Origin of the sequence: Wukongibacter baidiensis, from assembly GCF_050888315.1 — a bacterium.
GTDB classification, from domain to species: Bacteria; Bacillota; Clostridia; order Peptostreptococcales; family Caminicellaceae; genus Wukongibacter; species Wukongibacter baidiensis.
On sequence record NZ_CP138202.1, the window covers coordinates 4,963,085 to 4,983,506 of the forward strand.

General features: G+C 37.2%; 17 protein-coding genes. 16 read left to right on the forward strand and 1 reads right to left on the reverse strand.

Annotated elements, in window-relative coordinates; genetic code table 11:
- Positions 1-81 precede the first annotated feature (81 nt).
- Positions 82-951: a radical SAM protein gene (locus R9X47_RS22420; RefSeq protein WP_432663310.1), complete on the forward strand. Its 870-nt coding sequence runs from the start codon at positions 82-84 to the stop codon at positions 949-951.
- 153 nt (positions 952-1,104) lie between these two features.
- Here the strand turns inward: R9X47_RS22420 and R9X47_RS22425 are convergent, their stop codons facing one another.
- The gene (locus tag R9X47_RS22425; RefSeq protein WP_432663311.1) at positions 1,105-1,503 is read right to left on the reverse strand and encodes a winged helix-turn-helix transcriptional regulator; all 399 of its coding nucleotides are present in this window, start codon (positions 1,501-1,503) and stop codon (positions 1,105-1,107) included.
- 550 nt (positions 1,504-2,053) lie between these two features.
- On the opposite strand from R9X47_RS22425, the gene R9X47_RS22430 reads away from it, so the two are divergent.
- The 15 genes from R9X47_RS22430 (at position 2,054) to R9X47_RS22500 (ending at position 20,418) form a co-directional block, all read left to right on the forward strand.
- Complete coding sequence (locus R9X47_RS22430) at positions 2,054-4,015, forward strand: sigma 54-interacting transcriptional regulator (protein WP_432663312.1); 1,962 nt, start codon at positions 2,054-2,056, stop codon at positions 4,013-4,015.
- Between the two features lie 301 nt (positions 4,016-4,316).
- Complete coding sequence (locus tag R9X47_RS22435; protein ID WP_432663313.1) at positions 4,317-5,621, forward strand: acetyl-CoA hydrolase/transferase family protein; 1,305 nt, start codon at positions 4,317-4,319, stop codon at positions 5,619-5,621.
- A 46-nt stretch (positions 5,622-5,667) separates the two neighbouring features.
- Complete coding sequence (locus tag R9X47_RS22440; RefSeq protein WP_432663314.1) at positions 5,668-7,128, forward strand: 4-hydroxyphenylacetate 3-hydroxylase N-terminal domain-containing protein; 1,461 nt, start codon at positions 5,668-5,670, stop codon at positions 7,126-7,128.
- A 214-nt stretch (positions 7,129-7,342) separates the two neighbouring features.
- Positions 7,343-8,701 carry a hypothetical protein gene (locus tag R9X47_RS22445; protein WP_432663315.1) on the forward strand — a complete coding sequence of 453 codons (1,359 nt, stop codon included), beginning with the start codon at positions 7,343-7,345 and terminating at the stop codon, positions 8,699-8,701.
- Positions 8,702-9,051: 350 nt separating this feature from the next.
- A complete protein-coding gene (locus R9X47_RS22450; RefSeq protein ID WP_432663316.1) occupies positions 9,052-10,599 on the forward strand; it encodes an acyl-CoA carboxylase subunit beta in 1,548 nt (515 codons plus the stop codon).
- 223 nt (positions 10,600-10,822) lie between these two features.
- Positions 10,823-11,182 (forward strand): OadG family protein, encoded by a 360-nt coding sequence (locus R9X47_RS22455; RefSeq protein WP_432663317.1) that lies wholly within the window; start codon positions 10,823-10,825, stop codon positions 11,180-11,182.
- A 32-nt stretch (positions 11,183-11,214) separates the two neighbouring features.
- Positions 11,215-11,595 carry a biotin/lipoyl-containing protein gene (locus R9X47_RS22460; protein WP_432663318.1) on the forward strand — a complete coding sequence of 127 codons (381 nt, stop codon included), beginning with the start codon at positions 11,215-11,217 and terminating at the stop codon, positions 11,593-11,595.
- Positions 11,596-11,644: 49 nt separating this feature from the next.
- Complete coding sequence (locus R9X47_RS22465; protein ID WP_432663319.1) at positions 11,645-12,808, forward strand: sodium ion-translocating decarboxylase subunit beta; 1,164 nt, start codon at positions 11,645-11,647, stop codon at positions 12,806-12,808.
- Between the two features lie 117 nt (positions 12,809-12,925).
- Positions 12,926-13,183: a 4Fe-4S dicluster domain-containing protein gene (locus R9X47_RS22470; RefSeq protein ID WP_432663320.1), complete on the forward strand. Its 258-nt coding sequence runs from the start codon at positions 12,926-12,928 to the stop codon at positions 13,181-13,183.
- Complete coding sequence (locus tag R9X47_RS22475) at positions 13,183-15,096, forward strand: aldehyde ferredoxin oxidoreductase family protein (RefSeq protein WP_432663321.1); 1,914 nt, start codon at positions 13,183-13,185, stop codon at positions 15,094-15,096. The genes R9X47_RS22470 and R9X47_RS22475 overlap by 1 nt, the downstream gene beginning before the upstream one ends.
- A gap of 612 nt (positions 15,097-15,708) precedes the next feature.
- Positions 15,709-16,854, forward strand: coding sequence for an acyl-CoA dehydrogenase family protein (locus R9X47_RS22480; RefSeq protein WP_432663322.1), 1,146 nt, complete (start codon positions 15,709-15,711; stop codon positions 16,852-16,854).
- Positions 16,855-17,135: 281 nt separating this feature from the next.
- Positions 17,136-17,783 (forward strand): CoA transferase subunit A, encoded by a 648-nt coding sequence (locus R9X47_RS22485; RefSeq protein WP_432663323.1) that lies wholly within the window; start codon positions 17,136-17,138, stop codon positions 17,781-17,783.
- 28 nt (positions 17,784-17,811) lie between these two features.
- Positions 17,812-18,462, forward strand: coding sequence for a 3-oxoacid CoA-transferase subunit B (locus R9X47_RS22490; RefSeq protein WP_432667683.1), 651 nt, complete (start codon positions 17,812-17,814; stop codon positions 18,460-18,462).
- Positions 18,463-18,485: 23 nt separating this feature from the next.
- Positions 18,486-19,439 (forward strand): ACP S-malonyltransferase, encoded by a 954-nt coding sequence (gene fabD / locus R9X47_RS22495; protein ID WP_432663324.1) that lies wholly within the window; start codon positions 18,486-18,488, stop codon positions 19,437-19,439.
- A 115-nt stretch (positions 19,440-19,554) separates the two neighbouring features.
- A complete protein-coding gene (locus R9X47_RS22500; RefSeq protein WP_432663325.1) occupies positions 19,555-20,418 on the forward strand; it encodes a 3-hydroxyacyl-CoA dehydrogenase NAD-binding domain-containing protein in 864 nt (287 codons plus the stop codon).
- The last annotated feature ends 4 nt before the right edge of the window (positions 20,419-20,422 follow it).

The following is a 20,422-nucleotide window of genomic DNA, read 5'->3' on the forward strand; positions in this document are numbered from 1 at the left end:
AGGAAACTTTTAGGGATATTCAGAGAATGAAAATGTAATTGATTTATTGGCATTGTGATATTGACAAAAGGAGAGATACGTATGAGATATGAAGGTAGTGTGTATAGACCACCAAGTGAAGCTCGCAGCCTTATTATACAAGTGACAATAGGATGTTCACATAATAAATGTACGTTCTGTAACATGTATAAGGACAAAAGATTTAGAGTAAGGAAATTAGAGGAAATAATTGAAGACTTAGAAGAGGCAAGGGAATATTATCCTCGTGTAAGAAAGATATTTTTAGCTGATGGAAATGCCTTGGTACTAAAAAATGAAGATTTAAAAAAGATTCTACTAAGAATCAAGGAGCTATTTCCAGAGTGTGAAAGGGTAGGAATATATGGTGCGCCGCAGGATATATTAAGAAAATCTGTTGAAGAACTCAGGGAATTAAAAGAGCTGGGTATAGGAATTGTTTATCTAGGGATTGAATCCGGCAGTGATGAAATCTTGAAGGAGATAAATAAAGGAGTTAATTCTGCACAAATGATAGAGGCCGGTCAAAAGGTTGTTTCCTCAGGAATAGGGTTATCTGTAATGATAATATCCGGATTGGGCGGTAAAGAGAAATGGAAGGAACATGCAGTGGAATCAGCTAGGGTATTAAATGAAATAAACCCTGACTATATAGCATTACTTACCCTGTTATTAAATCCGGGGACTAAAATGCATGATGATGTGCAGTCTGGAAATCTAAAGTTATTAAATCCAAATGAGGTTATGGTTGAGACAAAGGAGCTAATATCAAATCTTGAGGTGACAAATTGTATGTTCAGAAGTAATCATGCATCAAATTATGTACCTTTAGGTGGAACCCTATCTGAGGATAAAGATATGTTATTAGAGCAATTGGATGCAGCAATCAAGGAGCAATACAATTATAAGGATGAATTTTTTAGAAGGTTGTAAAGTAAAAAAAGAGCTGTCTCTCAAAGGAATCTTATGAGTTCAGCTCTGGAGTGTTTCAGAATAAATGAAGTTCAAGGTTTTGAAATTTCATCGGTTTGGTTAGTACTGGTGTACGTGCCAAGTCGGTGAAATTTCAAATAACGCAGAAATTCGTTATTCTGAGATGCTCCCTTTCTCTACAGTATTTTTAATTATGGTTTCAGTAAGACCTGTATCAACTTCTACCTCATACATATCTGAATATTTTATTCCCCATTTGTATAACGAACGTAGCATAGGCAAAACTGTTTTTCCGAGTTCCGTAAGGGAGTATTCAACCTTCGGTGGAACTTGTGGATATACTTCTCTATTAATCATACCATCAGCTTCTAATTCTCTTAATTGTTGAGTCAGCATCTTTTGCGTAATTCCTGGAAGTCTTCGTTTCAACTGACTAAATCTAAGAATATCCTTTCTCAGGTGCCATAAAATTACACTTTTCCATTTTCCGCCGATTAGATCTATCGACAATTCTAGTGGACATCTATAAATTTTTTCTTGTACCTTTGACATTTATTCTTACCACCCTTTTATGTAGTATATTTTTGGATACTATAGTATTCAATTGATATAATAAAATAAATACAACTGTATACATATTATTGTATCATTATATCTCTAATTATACCATTTTTTAAGGGATAATTCAAAAGCAAGGAGGGATGTTTTGGGATTAAAATTCAGAATTATATGAAAATATGCACAATATTTTAAAGGAAAATAAAACCACGTGTAGAATCTATAGTTTAGCACGGTGTCCTGAATCAATTTGCTATAAAAATTGCATAATTAATGGGGTATAGCTTTGGGGAGCTAAGATTATATGTAGTATTGGGTAGTAATTATGCAAGTTGTTTAATTGAATTTTGGGCAATGAATTCAATGTATTTCAATCGGAGGGGGAGGGGTAACTATTTTAACTATTAAAAATTCAGATTTAATTAAAAAGCCTTATATTAGAACGGATCAAAATCTGAGAGAAGTAATTAAAATTTTCAAAAGAGTACCTTATTCACTGCTACCTGTTGTAGATGACAAAGGCTTGTATATTGGACTTGTGAGTTTGAGACATATAATCAGTACAAGCTATATGAATTCAGAGAAAATAAATTCAAATGATATTATTTCATATCCTCCAATAAAGGTTACAGATAATCTTCTAGAAAGAAAGTGGACAATGAACTTTGATATTGTCCCCGTAGTTAACGATGAGGATTTATTAGTTGGGTTTATATCGAAGGATAGAATGATGAATACAACCTTTGATCAGTATGTAAAAATGTTCAATAGGTTTAAACAGGTTTTGAACTCAACATATAATGGTATAATTGCAATTGATAGCGAGGGGAATATTATAGTATACAATCCTGCGGCCGAGAGGATTTTAGGAATAAAAAGGGCCGAGGTAGTTGGGAGACATATATCATATATGGACCCTAAAATGGGTCTCTTAGAAACATTATATAATGAGGAATCTGCCATTGGCGTTAAAAAGAAATATGGTGATAGAGTCATTCTTTCAAACAGAACTCCTTTGATTTATGAAGGGAAATGTATTGGGGCAGTGGGAGTTTTCGTAGACATTTCAGATTTAGAAAGGGTAAGTCATAAGCTAGATGCTCATAAAAAGCTAGTTCAAGATTTTAACGGCATCTTTGAATCATCCTATGATGGCTTATATATTTGTGATAAGGACGGGAGGGTAACGAAGGTTAATTCTTCTTGGGAAATGATCTCAGGATTTAAAAGAGAATTTGTAATAGGAAAAACTCCCGATGAACTTATGCAAATGGGACTTTACGATAACTCAGCTGCATCTCTAGCTCTTAAGAAAAAGAAAACTACATCAACCATGATAGAGATTACTGCAGGTCCGAAACAAGGACAGATAATTATGGCAACGGCAACTCCTATATTTGATGATAATAAAGAACTCAGTCAGGTTGTAGTAAATGTAAGGGATATTACAGACTTAGAAAATCTTAAATCCCAGCTGCAAGAAACCGAGGAATTGACTAAACGATATGCCAGCGAATTAGAGGAGATTAGGTTGCAACAGCATCAGAAGCTTGAAGATTACATAGCCAATAGTCCAACTATGAAAAAAGTTATAGAATTGGCTATTAGAGTTTCACGAGTTGACTCGACGGTAATCATAACGGGAGAGTCAGGCGTTGGAAAAGGTGTCCTCGCTGAGAAAATACATCTTCTTAGTGAAAGGAAAGGCAATTCTTTAATTACAATAAATTGTGGTGCGATACCGGAACATCTCCTTGAATCAGAATTGTTTGGTTATGAAGGTGGAGCATTTACAGGAGCTAAACGTGAGGGCAAAGCAGGTATGTTTGAATTAGCGTCGGGAGGGACCCTTTTCCTAGATGAAATAGGTGATCTACCACTGAGTCTTCAGGTAAAACTACTTAGGGTTTTACAGCAAAAAGAGATTGTAAGGGTAGGCGGTGTAAAACCGATTAAAGTCGATACACGAATTATAGCGGCTACTAATAAAGACCTAGACAAAATGGTTAAAGAGGGTAAATTTCGAGAAGATTTATATTACCGCTTGAATGTAATAAATATTTGGATACCACCACTTAGAGAGCGTAAAGAGGATTTATTTCAATTAATATGCACTATAATGAACTCTCTTAATAAGAAGTATCATGAGAATAAAAAGGTTTCTCAGCCAGTAATCGACAGATTGCTTAGCTATGATTGGCCAGGAAATATTAGAGAGTTAGAAAATACCCTTGAGAGACTGGTTGTCTTGTCCTATGGGAAAAACATATCTATAGAAGATTTGCCAGGATATATTCAAGGTAACAATGTTAATACAGATATAATCACTTTAAATAATATAGTTCCATTGAAACAAGCGGTGGAGGAGGTAGAATCTCAATTGCTAACCCTTGCATTAAAGAAGTATAAGACTACTAGAAAGGTTGCAAGTGCATTGGGAGTCAATCAGTCAACAATAGTTAGAAAGATTAAGAATTATAACCTAGGAAATGCAGATGCAATTTGACATCATCCAGATGCAAGGTTACATCGTTAGTAAAACATTGATAATATGAGGTTTATATTTTACTAAGACACATTCGATGCATAAGTACATCGAATGTGTTTCTTTTTATTTGAGTATTTTAAATCTTAAAAAACTTTAAGATGAGTAAATGAAAAAAATAAAACCTCTATTGAACCTTTAAAATCCAAGCTTTTAGGAAGTATAATTTTCTGAAAATTAACAATGTTTTTTATATTTGGCATACTTGTTGCTACTAAGTAAAAGTACAACACAAAATTAACAAATGGAAAGGAGTGATAAAGTGAGTAAATGGTTGGAGATGTATAAGCAGAAATTTAAAACAGCCGATGAGATTGCTACAGAAATCAAATCCGGTGATATCTGTGCTAGTACCTGTGCTCTTGGAGAACCTATTGGAATTGTTGAAGCTCTGACAGAGAGAGCGGAAAGAGAAGATCTTAAGGGCATTACACATCACTTATTACTTTCACTTAAGAATCATAAGTTTTTCTCTCCTGGTATGGAGGATAAGATACGTCACGTAGCTTGGTTCACAAGCGGGGCAGCAAGAAAGTCGGTCCAAGAAGGTAGAGCGGGTTTTATGCCTTGCTATTATCATGATGCACCAGGATTATGGAGAGAACTTGTGGAGCCAGATGTTTTTTATGCTACTGTATCTCCTATGGATAGGCATGGATGGTTTAGCTTTGGTGTATCTGCAAGTGTAGCAAGGGCTCAGATGTCTAGGGCAAAGAAAATTTTCCTAGAAGTTAATAGAAACATGCCGAGAACCCATGGAAGTGCAGTTATACATATTACAGAAGTCGATGCACTATGTGAAAACGATCTCCCGTTAGTAATATTTCCAAATCCACCTATTTCAGAGAAAGATAAAATCGTAGGGGATTATATAGCTGAATTAATACCAGATGGAGCGACAATACAACTGGGTATCGGAGGAATTCCTAATGCTGTGGCACAAGCATTAAAATCCAAAAAAGATTTGGGATTACACAGTGAAATGTTCACCGATGGTATGGTAGATCTTATTGAATCAGGAGCAGTGACAAATAGAAATAAAACTATAAACCCTAATAAGTCAATTGCAGCATTTGCTGCAGGAAGTCCTAAAATGTATGAATTCTTAGATGACAATCCTGGCGTTGAGTTTCATAGTATTGATTACGTTAACAATGTAAATGTAATAGCTCAGCATGATAACTTTGTTTCCATTAATGCCACGGTAGAGGTAGACCTTATCGGACAGGCATGTTCCGAATCAATTGGTCACAAGCAATTTAGTGGAACCGGTGGTCAGGTAGACTTTGTAAGAGGAGCAGGAATGTCTAAGGGTGGAAAGTCCTTTATTACAACCTACTCTACAGCTAAAAATGACACCATAAGCAAGATCAAACCGGTGCTTACTCCTGGATCACATGTAACATGTTCAAAAAATGATATAGATTATGTAGTTACTGAGTATGGAGTAGCAAAACTAAAGGGAAAAACAGCTGCACAGAGAGCTAATGAATTAATAAGAATTGCTCATCCAAAATTTAGAGAAGAATTAACCTTTGAAGCTAAGAAAATGAACTTAATTCCTTAGGGGATTTTGAATATTAAAAAATAAAAAGAAAAAGGAGCTGTGTATTATGGCACTAATGAATGGTCAGCAATATAGAGAAAGTTTAAAGAAAATGCGTCCAAATATTTATAAGTGGGGTAAATTGATAGAAGACGTTACTACTAACCCTGCTACAAAGCTACATATTGACTCAGTAGCACATTCATATGACATGGCATTTGATGAAGAAAAGAAACATATTTACACTAAAAAGTCACATCTTACTGGAGAAACTGCTCACAGATGGAATGCTTTAAACATGACTTTGGAAGATCAAATGGCGAACTCTGATATGAAACGTGAACAGTATAGATGGTCAGGCACATGTCAAGGAGCAACTTGTGCAGGCTGGACTGGATTAAACGTATTATGGGCTGTAACATATGAAATGGATAGAGATCTAGGTACAAATTATCATGAAAGATTAAAGAAATATTTCCAATACGTTGAAGATAATTCTTTAGCTTTAGCAGGAGCTATAACAGATGCAAAAGGAGATCGTTCAAAAAGTCCATCACAGCAAGCTAACAAGGATACAAACTTACATATAAAAGAAATTCGTGAAGACGGTATTGTAATAAGGGGTTACAAGATCCAAATCTGTGGTGTTGCAGCTGCCCATGAAATTATTGCTGTACCAGGTAGTGGATATAAAGAAGCAGACAAAGACTTCTGTATGGCAGTAGCAGTTCCTCGTGATGCTGAAGGTTTAACAATAGTTGAAACTCGTGGTCCAAATGATACTAGAGATGAGGAAGAAGGATGGGACGCACCGAAGGTTGGAGCGATCACACAGGCATACTTATTATTTGATGATGTATTCGTTCCAAATGATCGTGTTTTCATGGCAGGAGAATACAAATATAGTGGAAAGATCATTGCTTACTTTGCAGCCATATATAGATCTGCCATCGGAGCCTGTGTAGCTGGTCAAGGTGATGTAATGTGCGGTGCAGCAATCAATATGGCTAGAGTTAACGGATTAAAGAGAAAAACATTCCAAAACAAACTAAATGAAATGGCTATCAACAATGAAATAACTTATGGTTTGGGTTTAGGATCTATGGCTAAGGGTAAGCAGCATCCATCAGGACTTTTCATACCAGATGCTCTATTGGCTCACGTTAATAAGACTCAGGTAGCGAGCTTACCTTACGATACTAAGGTTATGACTCAAGATATCTCTGGAGGTATTGCAGAAACAGGATGTATGCCTTCTTATATAGATATGAAATCCCCACTTTATGGAGAGAAGCTATTAGAAACACTTGCGGCTGGAAAGTCAGGAGAATCCCGTGCGAGAGCTGCTAGACTTGTAGAGTGGTTGACAATTGGTGGAGGTATTCCAGGATGTATGCATGGTGGAGGTTCACCGGATGGTGCAAAACTAGTTGTAAGAGCCTTTACTAAGTGGGAAAAGCTTGCTGAAGATGCAAAGAGAATTGCTGGAATTACTGAAGATATATCGGAACCTCCAAAAAAGAAGTAAATTAGAGCGTTATTGAACATATAAGGGCATCTTACCATCTTAAAGGGAGATGACCCGACGTACACGGAAAGCATGCTTTTAAGGGAAAAGGGATAGTTCAATTGATTTTAGATATAAAAGGGCCTCTCACCCTTTAAGGGGAGAGGACCCAATACTATTATATGATGAGTATTGTCCTCTGGCGAAGAGGATTAAATAGGAGGAGAACAAGCTTATGGCGATGAATCGTGAGCACGGCAAGGAGCACCCTTATGTTAATTTAGGTTTATTTAAACTGCGTATACCGTTTGTCCATACTAGATGGGAGTGGCCTGAAGCTATTCAAGGGCTTATTTTGGTTTGTGTTGCAATGGGAGCTATTCCACTAGTTCAAGAAGTTTTAGGCTGTTCTTTTGAAGTTGCATTAACAATGATGGTATTAAATGGTCTTTTATATCTTTTACATCCATTATTCGGAGATCCAGTTTTTCCAGGGTGGATTACTCCAGCAATACCACTAGTAATGGGTTATACAGCCGGATTTGCACAAGGTGTTGATAGAATACACGCAATAATTGCCCTACAATTATCTATGGCAATAATTTTCACATTTATGGGTGTAACGGGATTGGCTAAGAGACTGGTAGGAAAGGTACCAGTATCCTTACGTGCTGGTATAATTCTTGGAGCTGGTATTGCAGCTGTTACAAGTGTTATAAAACCAGGTGGACGTATGGAAGGTAAAGAAATAACAATCTTAGTAGGATCTGTAATCTGTTATCTAATCTTATTCTCACATCGTTATTCAGTAGCAAAGAACAAAAATAAATTTTTGCAGGCTCTCGCTAAGTATGGTATGGTACCTGGATTTATAGTTGCAGCAATCATCGGGCCTATTTTTAAAGAGATACCAATACCTACGATCGAGTGGGGTTTCACACCACTTAAATTTGGTGAGGCAATATCTGGATATACTGTTTTTGGTGTTCCTGGGTTCCCGCCTATTGAGTATTTCATAAAAGCTATTCCGCTAGTAATTGCTGCGTACATCATTGCATTTGGTGACTTTGTACTTGCAGAGGTAGTAACAAAGGATGCGGAGCAAACTCGTGGTGATGAACATATCGACTTCAATCCAAACAGATCAAATGTTATATCTGGTATAAGAAATTTAATTATGGGATTATTTGCACCTTACGCACCACTAAATGGTCCATTATGGGCTGGTGGAACTATAGCAGTTGCAGAACGTTATAAGCATGGTAGAAAAGATATGGATTCTGTATTTGGTGGACTTAGTTCATACACTGTAGCTATGGCTCTTGCTGCTTTCTTTACACCTATAGTAAGTTTACTAAAGCCTGTACTACCTGCGGGGTTAGCTTTGACTCTGACCGTTCAAGGTTTTGCATGTGCGTATATAGCTTTAGATATGGTTAAGTCAAAGGAAGAACGTGGTGTAGCAGGAATAATGGCTATTTTCCTAGCATTTAGAGGTTCGGCTTGGGGATTAGCAGTTGGTATTATTCTTCATCTATTAATAGGTGTTAATAAACAGGGTATAGTGGCACATGCTGCTGAAACTGAAGAATAGAGATGATTTCAATTATATGATTTGTGGTTTTTAAGAAAAAATATTAATAAAGGTAAATAAATAATATAAACCTCTTCGCTAGAAAAGAGTACTTGTCAGATACTCTTTGGACAATTTGATTTATTCTATATATTAATAGATTTATAAAGAAGTTTAATATACTGGTCTTTCTCTTATGGATTAGTATATATTTTTTGTATAAAAATGAAGATGAAATTGTAGAAAAATAGCATTAAATATGAGATTCTAACGGAATTTGTAAGATTTTAAACTATGACACTGAGGGAGTCAAATATAGATATATGTAATTTTAAAGACTATCACTGCTTTAATTGAATGGAGGGGGAACAATGATAGAAAACAGATTTAATAAACTTGAGGAAATGCGCAGGAAAATCAACGAGGGCGGTGGCAAAAAAAGAATAGAGGCGCAGCATAAGAGAGGAAAGTTAACAGCTAGGGAAAGGTTAAACCTATTGTTTGATGAAGGTAGTTTTGTTGAGATAGATGCCTTTGTAAAACATAGATGTGTAAACTTCGGAATGGAAAATGTTGATACGCCTGGTGAAGGAGTAGTAGCTGGTTACGGTATGGTAAATGGAAGATTGGTCTATGCATATGCTCAAGACTTTACAGTGGTTGGTGGTTCTCTGGGAGAGATGCATGCGGCTAAAATATGTAAGGTATTAGATAATGCACTAAAGGTAGGCGCTCCAGTTGTTGGGATCAATGATTCTGGTGGAGCAAGAATCCAAGAGGGAATAGACTCTTTAGCAGGATTTGGAGATATATTTTATAGAAATACAATTGCCTCTGGGGTTATACCTCAGATTACGGCTATAATGGGGCCTTGTGCAGGTGGAGCGGTTTATTCACCGGCAATAACAGATTTTATATTCATGGTTGAACAAACTAGCCAAATGTTCATAACGGGACCGCAGGTAATAAAAACCGTAACAGGGGAAGACGTATCGTCTGAAGTCTTAGGCGGTGCAATGACCCATAATAGAATAAGCGGCGTGGCTCACTTTGCAGATAAAACAGAGGAAGAGGCCATAGAAAGAATCAAGCGTTTACTTAGCTTTTTACCATCTAATAATCTAGAAGATCCGCCAAACTTTGAAGTTCAGGATAACATTAATAGAATTGAAGAAAGACTAAATGAAATAATACCTGATAGTCCAAATAAACCCTATGATATGAATGACGTTATAGCTTTACTAGCTGATAATGGTGACTTTTTAGAGTGTCAACCATTCTATGCACAAAATATAATAACTGGATTTATGAGATTGAATGGAGCAACGGTGGGGGTTATAGCTAATCAGCCTAAGGTGTTAGCTGGATGTTTAGATATAAATGCTTCTGATAAGTCTGCCAGATTTATCAGAACCTGTGATGCATTCAATATTCCAATTCTATCCTTAGTTGATGTACCAGGATTTTTACCAGGAAGTAATCAAGAGCATGGCGGAATCATAAGACATGGTGCCAAGATGCTTTTTGCATACAGTGAAGCAACAGTGCCTAAGGTAACGGTTATCACAAGAAAGGCATATGGTGGCGCATATATTGCAATGTGTAGCAGACACCTTAAGGCAGATATTGTGCTAGCGTGGCCATCGGCAGAGATAGCGGTTATGGGACCAGAGGGAGCAGCAAATATCATTTTTAGAAAAGATATAGCGGATTCAGATGATCCAATAACAACTAGACAAAGGAAGATAGAAGAGTATAAAAAAGAGTTTGCAACTCCATATAAAGCAGCAGAAAGAGGATATGTTGATGATATAATTGAGCCAAATGTCACGAGACCAAGACTTGTGGATTCTTTTAATATGTTAGCATCTAAGAGAGAAACAAGACCAGCTAAGAAGCACGGAAATATTCCACTATAAATAATACAGACAGACTCTAAAGTAACCCATTGGGCTAGTTCCAGCCGTCGGGAGTGATGATATTTCTTTTTCGTTCATACAATCAGCCTGTTTTTCAATATATTTTGAAGGATAAAACAGACTGATAAAAATCACTCAAATGAAATATCATAACTCCCTAAGTATTGAAGATCCTAATATAGCGCGAGAGGTTAAAGTAATATAGGAAAAGAGGTGGGGAAGATTGTTTGGTGAAAATATCACTTTTGCAGACGGATTACTTATCACAGCCCTAGGTATGGGAGTAACCTTTGCTGCACTAATAGCACTATCCTTTATGTTGGACTTAATTAAATTGATATTCTATAAAGATCCAACAAAAGCTCCTGTTAAGGTTGAGCCTAGGCCTAAGGCATCTCCAGTGAGCCCTGCACCAGCAAAAGAAGATGATGAAGAGCTTGTAGCAGTAATTACAGCAGCGGTAGCTGCAAGTTTAAATACATCTACCCACAATATAGTTGTAAGGAATATTGTGAGGTTACCGGACAGGGCTCCAGCATGGGGTAGAGCAGGTAGAATTGATCAAATGAATAAAATGTTATAGAAAATCCCATATGAGCAGAAGGAGGAACAATAATGAGAAAATTTAATATAACTGTGAATGGTAAGGCATATGAAGTAGAAGTAGAGGAAGTAGGAGGAGTACAATCGGCTCCAGTATCAAGACCAGCAGCAGCTCCTAGAGCAGCAGCACCAGCGGCTGCACCAAAGCCAGCGGCTGCGCCAGCACCGGCACCGGCAGGAGGAAACACTATAACAGCGCCAATGCCAGGAACAGTACTTGACATAAAGGTAAATGTAGGAGATACAGTTTCAAATGGTGATGTACTACTTATATTAGAAGCTATGAAAATGGAAAATGAAATAATGGCACCGGCAGGTGGAAAGATAGTATCAGTAAACGCTACTAAGGGAGCATCCGTAAATGCAGGAGATGTTTTAATAGTAATAGGATAGTATGCAATATAGGATTAAAATTTAATATGAAAGTGAGGGAGAATACAGGATGTTTTTAGAACTGATTAACAACTTTTTCGCAAGTACAGGATACGTTGCTTTAACATGGCAAGCCATTGTAATGTTAGGTATAGCTTGTATACTACTTTACTTAGCTATAGTAAAGCAATATGAACCTTTACTATTGCTCCCTATTGCCTTTGGAATGCTCCTTGCTAATATCCCATTAGCAGGACTAATGGATTATCCAGTTTACGAAGTAGGAAAAGATGGATTACCCCACTTAAAACAGCTAGGTGGTTTATTATATTATCTATATCAAGGGGTAAAGCTTGGAATATATCCTCCACTTATCTTCATGGGTGTAGGAGCAATGACGGATTTCGGACCACTAATAGCAAACCCAAGAAGTTTACTTTTAGGAGCGGCAGCACAGTTTGGTATATTTACAACATTCTTAGGAGCCGTTGCATTAGGATTTACAGGACCAGAGGCAGCATCAATAGGTATAATAGGTGGAGCAGATGGACCAACAGCAATATTTCTAACATCTAAACTTGCACCACATCTACTAGGACCTATAGCAGTAGCGGCATATTCATATATGGCACTAGTACCAATAATCCAGCCACCAATTATGAAGGCCCTTACAACAAAGGAAGAAAGACAAATAAAGATGGAGCAATTAAGAGTCGTTACAAAAACAGAGAAAATTATATTTCCAATAGCAGTTACGTTGCTTGGAGCTCTATTACTGCCATCAGCAACAGGATTATTAGGAATGCTAATGCTAGGTAACCTATTTAGAGAATCAGGAGTAGTAGATAGAATACTTAAAACAGCACAAAACGAATTAATAAACATAGTAACAATATTCCTAGGAATAACAGTTGGAGCAACAGCAAGTGCCGATAAATTCCTTAAGGTACAAACCTTAATGATAATAGGACTTGGATTATTAGCCTTCTGTGTAGGAACAGCAACAGGAACATTATTTGGAAGACTAATGTGTAAATTAACAGGAGGAAAGGTTAATCCACTAATTGGTTCGGCAGGAGTATCGGCAGTACCAATGGCGGCAAGGGTATCACAAGTAGTAGGACAGAAAGAAAACCCATCAAACTTCCTACTGATGCATGCAATGGGACCTAACGTTGCAGGAGTTATAGGCTCGGCTATTGCAGCTGGGGTATTGTTATCGTTGTTTGGATAAAAGAGGGTATCTCATAATGGCGAATTTCTGAGACACCTCGGGGCTGCACTCATAAGAAACCTTTATTATGAGGCAGCCCCTTGTTTTTTTATTAAGTAGCTAAAAGGTGGTGAAACTGTGAAAAGAAAGATGGCAATTACACCAAAAAAGTGCACAGGCTGTACCACATGTGCCTTAACATGTTCGATTCTATATAATGATGCCTTTGATCTATCTAATTCTCACATTAGAATTATAAAAAATGATTTTCGAGGAACCTTTGAAATAATATTAAAATCAACATGTCTAAGCTGCTATAAATGTGCTGAGACCTGTCCGACTGGATGTCTTGAGACAGTGAATATAACAGATCTAAATCTAAAGGAGGGAAGTTGATGTACGGATATGCAGGAAAGTTTTTAGATATTGATCTTACTAGTCTAGTAGTTAAAGAGCTTAAACTTGATGATGAGTTATTAAGAAAGTATGTTAGTGGCGTAGGTATTTCTAGCAAACTTATATATGACAACATTGAGCCTGGAATCGATCCTCTAGGACCACAGAATGTCTTATGTTTTGCAGTAGGAGTTTTTGTAGGAACCAATATTCCAACTGCCTGTCGTACAGAGGCTTCAGCAAAGTCACCACTTACAGGGTTGATAGGTACTTCGAATTCAGGAAACTTCTGGGGAAGTGAACTAAAATATGCAGGGTATGATGGAATGATTTTAAGAGGTCGCTCTGAAACTCCGGTTTATATATCTATAAAGGATGATGAGGTTAAGATACTTCCTGCCAATAACCTTTGGGGAAAGGATTCATGGGATACCATTGACTATATAAGGACAGAGCTTCAGGATGATGAGATCCAGATTGCTGCAATTGGTCAGGCAGGAGAAAATCTATGTAGATTTGCAAGTATCCAAAATGGACCAAATGATGCATGGGGCAGAACAGGACTGGGTGCAGTAATGGGATCAAAAAACCTAAAGGCCATTGCTGTTAGGGGAACTAAGGGAATCGAAGTCTTTAATAAAAAAGAATTTCTTAAGACCGTTAAGGAATGTTACAGAGTAATATATGAATCACCTTTCTATGGCCCCTTTAGTAAATACGGAACTATGTTAGCCACGGCACCCTATTTCAAATTTGGAGCCCTGCCGGGGCGAAACTTTCAGACGGGTGTATTACCGAATTGGATGGAGACACGTAGCTATAAATTGGTAGACAAATATAGCGATAGAGGTATAGCCTGTATTTCATGTCCTATCTCTTGTGCTCACTGGGTTGAAGTTGAAGAAGGGCCCTACAGTGGTTTAAAGGTTAAGGATATGGAGGTTACTCCTGTTATTGGCTTTGGTGCAGGCTGTGACATTAATAATATTCCTGCGTCAGCTAAGCTTTGTGAAGTCTGTCAGCGTTATGGAATAGATATGGTTTCAGCTTCATCGACCATAGCCTTTGCTATGGAGTTATACCAAAGAGAAATATTAACAGAGAAGCATATCGGATTTGACCTTCAGTGGAGCGATGAAGAAGCCGCATTTAAACTATTAGATTTAATAATGATGCGAAAGGGAATCGGAGATATATTAGCGGAGGGAACGAAAATGGCTGGAGAAAAAATTCCAGGAGCCCAGTACTATGCAATGCATGTCAAGGGAATGGAAATCCCTATGGCCGATGCAAGGGGGAGATGGTCTACATGGACATTTGGAAACCTAACGAATATCCGTGGCGGAGATCATCTGAGGAATCGTAACCCCGTTGAAAACTTAAGATATAACTTAAATCCAGTTAAGTATAAAACTGAAAAGTTTGGTTTTCCAGATAAGGTATACGATGAATTGGATATGCCAGAAGAAACAAAGGATGAAATATTTGATGATAAAGATAGGGATGTAAATATACCTAAGATGTCAAAATGGTCGGAGGATCTTATCTCAGTCTATAATGCCGTTGGTATATGTATAAGGCCGCCAATATTAAATACTATCGGGCCGAGTTTAATAGCACGTCTATATACGTCATTGACGGGTATAAAGATAACTCCCGATGAAATAATGAAGGCTGGAGAAAGGACTTGGAACTTGCAAAAGTTATTTAACATTAGGGAAGGTGAGGTCAAGGCCGATAGTGTATATCCTGAAAGATTCTACGTTGAGGCTCTTCCGGAAGGTCCAAGTGCTGGGAAAAAGCTTAGCAGGGAAAAGGTGATGGAGACTCTAGAGGAATATTACGATTATAGGGGTTGGGACAAGAAAAGTGGTGTTCCACGTAATGAAAAATTGAAAGAATTAGAATTGTAATATGAATTACTTATATGAATGTGCGATAGAGAGGTTAAACCTACTCAGGTAGCCACTGAGAATCCTTTTGGCTCATGCTATGAACCTGTTTTGATTTGAAGAATAAAGGTTAAAACAGGTTCATAAAAATCGCCAAAAAGAAACCTCAGAGGCTACCTTCGTTTATGAAGTTTGTCAGGCACACATCTATAAAGTCTTTATTTAAATTCCTATAGAAAAATGGAAGGTTGTTCTAAAGTAATTTATTAGATTATCAAATAGAATTTAAAAATTTGGTGAAAAATTATGAATTTTTAGAAAAAACTCACTCAAATATGATCAAAAAAGGAGCAAAAGGAAGATTTAAGGATTAATAGATGCATCGATGCATCTACACAAAGTAAATATGCATCAGTAATAATGCGTGGGAAATAGATGGATTAGTACAAGATTTTTTAAGAAAAAAGCTTGAAGCTTAAAATCCAGATGCACCCACGCATCGTTATTTTACCATAAAATACCATAAAGGCCTTGGAAATGGGTAAATAGCAGAATTGCATTCAATAGAGAACTTTGGCACGACTATTGCGATTAGTAGAAAGTGTATTAAAAATTTAAAGGGGGTTTAATCATATGAAATTTGAATTTACTAAAGAGCAGGAAGACATAAGGAAATTGGTTCAGGAATTTGTTGAGAAGGAAGTAGCTCCTGGCGCGGCAGCTCGTGACGAAGGTGAAGACTATGCTCCTACTTATGAATTGATTAAAAAAATGGGTAAATTAGGACTTTTAGGGCTTCCATATCCTAAGGAGTATGGCGGAGCTGGAGCGGATCAAATCGCTTATTGCTTAGCAGGATTTGAAATTAATAAGGTTGATGCTTCATTAGGTTGTTCTTATTCAGTACATATTTCATTATCAGCATGGCCGATTTTCCATTATGGTAATGAAGAGCAAAGACAAAAGTATTCTGTTCCAATGTTTAAAGGGGAAAAATTAGGTGCATTTGCATTAACGGAACCAAATGCTGGTAGTGATAGTGGTGCTAGTGAATGTACTGCTGTTTTAGATGGAGATGAGTATGTTTTAAACGGAACAAAGATTTTCTGTACAAACGGTGGATATGCTGATATATACGTAGTATTTGCAATGACTGACAAATCTAAAGGCGTTAAAGGCCTTACTGCATTTATAGTTGAGAAAGACTATCCAGGATTCAACTTTGTTAAGACAGAAAGAAAATGTGGTATTAGATCAACTGTACAAAGAGAAATCGTTATGGAAAATGTTAGAGTTCCTAAGGAAAACCTTTTAGGTAAAGAAGGTATGGGCTTTAAGATCGCAATGACTACTTTAGATGGCGGTAGAATTGGTATAGCTGCACAAGGCGCTGGTATTGCACAGGGTGCTTATGAATATGCACTTCAATATGCTAAAGAGCGTGTACAATTTGGTAAGCCGATTGCAAAGCAACAATATATCGCATTTAAATTAGCAGAAATGGCTACCAAGGTAGAAACATCTAAGCTTCTTACTCTAAAGGCTGCAGATGACAAGGATAATGGTAGACGTTACTCTGTATCAGCTGCTATGGCTAAGATGACTGCGACAGATAATGCTATGGAAAATGCAGTAGACGCTGTACAACTTCTTGGCGGTCATGGATTCCTTAGAGATCATCCAGTAGAGCGTATGATGCGTGATGCTAAGATTACTCAAATATATGAAGGAACAAATGAAATTCAAAAGCTTGTTATATCTGGTTCAATCCTAAGATAGGTAGATCAGTACCATTCCAATATAAATTTTCACGGTAGAACTACTGCAAATAAAAATTTGCAGGGTTCTACCGTATTATCTAAATTTAATACCTAATGATTTTTACTTAGATTAGTCTATAAGTCAGTAGACGACATACCTTAACCCAGATTATTCATAGCATGTTTGAAAATCAGTTAGTGGGTCTTATACACAGGAGTTTTAAGCTTCCTATGAATAATCTAGGTTTAAATAAACTCTATTACAAAAAAACATTTTAAAATCCTGAAGGAGGTTTGATTATGCCCAAAATCATATCCATTGAAGAGGCAATGGATTTTATTCAAGACGGAATGAGACTTATGATTCCAGGATTCCTAGCAGTAGGAACACCTGAAAAGCTAGTGGATGCAATAGTGGATAAAAAGACAAAAGACATTACATTAATAGCTATTTCAACGGCATATCCAGATAAGGGGAGTGGAAAGCTGGTAGTTAGCCGTCAAATTAAGAAAGCTATAGTTTCCCATATAGGTACTAACGCTGAGACACAAAGGCAGTTACAAGCAGGTGAAATAGAGATCGAATTTGTTCCTCAGGGTACCTTACTTGAGAGAATACGATGTGGTGGGTTCGGATTGGGTGGTGTTTTGACACCAACTGGAGTAGGAACAGAGGTTGAAGAGGGGAAACAAAAGATATCAGTTGATGGTAAAGAGTATTTATTAGAAACGCCTTTAAGAGCGGATGTAGCTATACTTAAGGCCACTAAGGCTGATAAGGCTGGGAATTTAGTTTATCGTAAGGCTACTAGAAACTCAAATGTACATATGGCGGCAGCTGCAGATATAACGCTTGTAATGGCAGATGAGATAGTTGAAGTTGGAATGATTGATCCTGATGAAGTAATGACACCGGGGTTATTTGTGGACTATATAGTACAAGGTTAAGGAGGAAAGATTAATGAAAGCAAAGGTAATGGATGCAAAGGAACTAATTGCTAGGCGAGTTGCCCAGGAATTTAAAGATGGAGATTTTGTTAATCTTGGTATAGGTATTCCAACACTTTCAACAGCTTACCTTCCGGATGGAGTAAATGTAACTCTACATTCTGAAAATGGACATTATGGTTTTGGATCTGCACCGCCTGAAGATGAAATAGATTATGAATTAATCAATGCAAGTGGGCAATATTGCACTATGAATCCAGGAGGAGTATTCTTTGACAGCGCAGTATCCTTTGGAATTATTCGTGGAGGACACTTAGATGCCACAGTATTAGGTGCACTACAGGTTGATCAAGAGGGTAATATAGCCAACTGGAAGATACCAGGAAAAAAAGTCCCAGGTATAGGCGGGGCTATGGATTTAGTTGTAGGTGCAAAAAAAGTTATTGTTGCTATGGGACATACTTCAAGGGGACAGAAGAAAATACTTAAGAAATGTACCATACCTCTAACAGGAGCTAAAGAAGTTGACATGATTATAACGGAAAAGGCCGTTTTTGAAGTGACCGATAGAGGCCTTGTTTTAACAGAAACGGCTCCAGGTGTCACTATAGAAGAAATAAGAGAAATCACTGATGCTGATTTCATTGTTGATAAAGATGTTAAGGAGATGAAGGTATAAAACTACCGTAAAGGAGTGAAAAAATGAAGAATGTCGCTTTTGTTTTTCCCGGACAAGGAACCCATTATGCTGGAATGGGCCTAGAAATTGCCAAAAGGTACAAAGAAGCCAATGATGTTTATGAGATAGCAAACGAGATCATGGGTATGGATATACGCAAATTGTGTTTTGAGGGACCAGAAGAAGAATTAGTTAAAACTGAGAACTCTCAACCAACTATTCATACAACAAGTATTGCGATTTTAAAGGTATTGGAAAAGTATGGACTTAGCGGAGATGTAACAGCCGGTTTTAGTCTAGGCGAATATTCTTCTTTAGTTTACGCCGGTGCACTAAACTTCGAAGAGACCGTTAAGCTTGTTAGAAAAAGAGGTTTATATATGGAGAGTGCCGTTCCAGATAATAAGGGCAAAATGTGCGCAATAGTTGGACTCGGTAGAGAGGAAGTATATAAAATTGTTGACGACTCAAAGCATCTAGGACATATTGAACCTTCTAACTTCAACTGTCCTGGTCAAATAATTGTAGCTGGTTATAATGCAGCAGTGGATCATGCTGAAAAACTTGCTAGAGAAAGAGGGGCGAAAAGTACGGGATTCCTGAAGGTAAGCGGGCCATTCCATACTGTTCTTCTTGAAGGTGCAGGAATTAATTTAAGGTCAGAGCTGGATCAAATCGAAGTTAAGAACCCGCAAAAAAGATATGTTGATAATGTTACAGGAAAATTCTTTACAGATGAAGATGACTTAAAGGAATTACTAAAGCAGCATGTCTATAAACCAGTTATGTGGGAAGACTCTGTTATTTCAATGCTAAATGACGGCGTAGATACTTTTATAGAAATTGGACCAAGTAGTGTACTTACACCTTTCAATATAAGAACGGCTCAAAAGTTTAATAAGGAAGTATGCTGCTACAACGTTGAAGATGTTGCTTCCCTTGAGAACCTTCTTAGGGCTTTTGATAAGAAAATATAGGTAAATGCAGTATTTCATAGATGCAAAATGTTCAAAGCTAACGGACTTAGTGTTCGTTATCTATAGATGAAACATGTTAAATAAAATAAAACAAATATAAAGGAGTGTGTAACTTATGGAAATTAAAAAAGTATTAATAGTTGGTTCAGGTCAAATGGGTAGCGGGATTGCTCATGTTATGGCACAAAAAGGTATTAAAATTTCTATGCGTGATGCTTCAATGGAAATCGCTGAAAAAGGTCTAGCTTCAATTGAGAAAAATCTTAATAGACAATTATCTAAGGGCAGAATAACAGAAGAGCTTAAGGAACTAACATTAAGCAATATCAATATAGGTGGAGAATTCACTAAGGAAGATTGCGATGTTGACTTAGCTATTGAAGCAGTAACTGAAAATATGGAATTAAAGGTTAAAATATTCAAGAAATTAGATGAGTGGTGTCCAGAAGACACTATCCTTGCCACTAATACATCGTCATTGCCAGTTACAGCACTTGGATCGATAACTAAGCGTCCAGAGAAAATGGTTGGAATGCATTTCTTTAGCCCAGTGTTCATTATGAGGTTGGTTGAGGTTGTAAAGAGTTTAGCAACTAGCGAAGAAACTGTTGCAACTATCATGGAACTTGGTAGATTCATCGGTAAAGACCCAGTTGAAGTAACTGATTATCCAGGATTCGTTGGAAATAGAATAATGGTGCCTATGATGAATGAAGCAATAACCACATTATATGAAGGTGTTGCAGATGCAGAAACTATAGACGCAGTTGCAAAGCTTGGATTCAATCATCCAATTGGTCCATTGAGATTATGTGATGCGATAGGTAATGATACTATACTTGCAGTTATGGAAGTTCTTTATGAAGGCTTTGGAGATCCTAAGTACCGCCCATGCCCATTATTAAGAAAGATGGTTGAAGCTGGATGGCTTGGTAAGAAGTCTGGTAGAGGATTCTATAACGACTATAAGAAAAAATAATGAA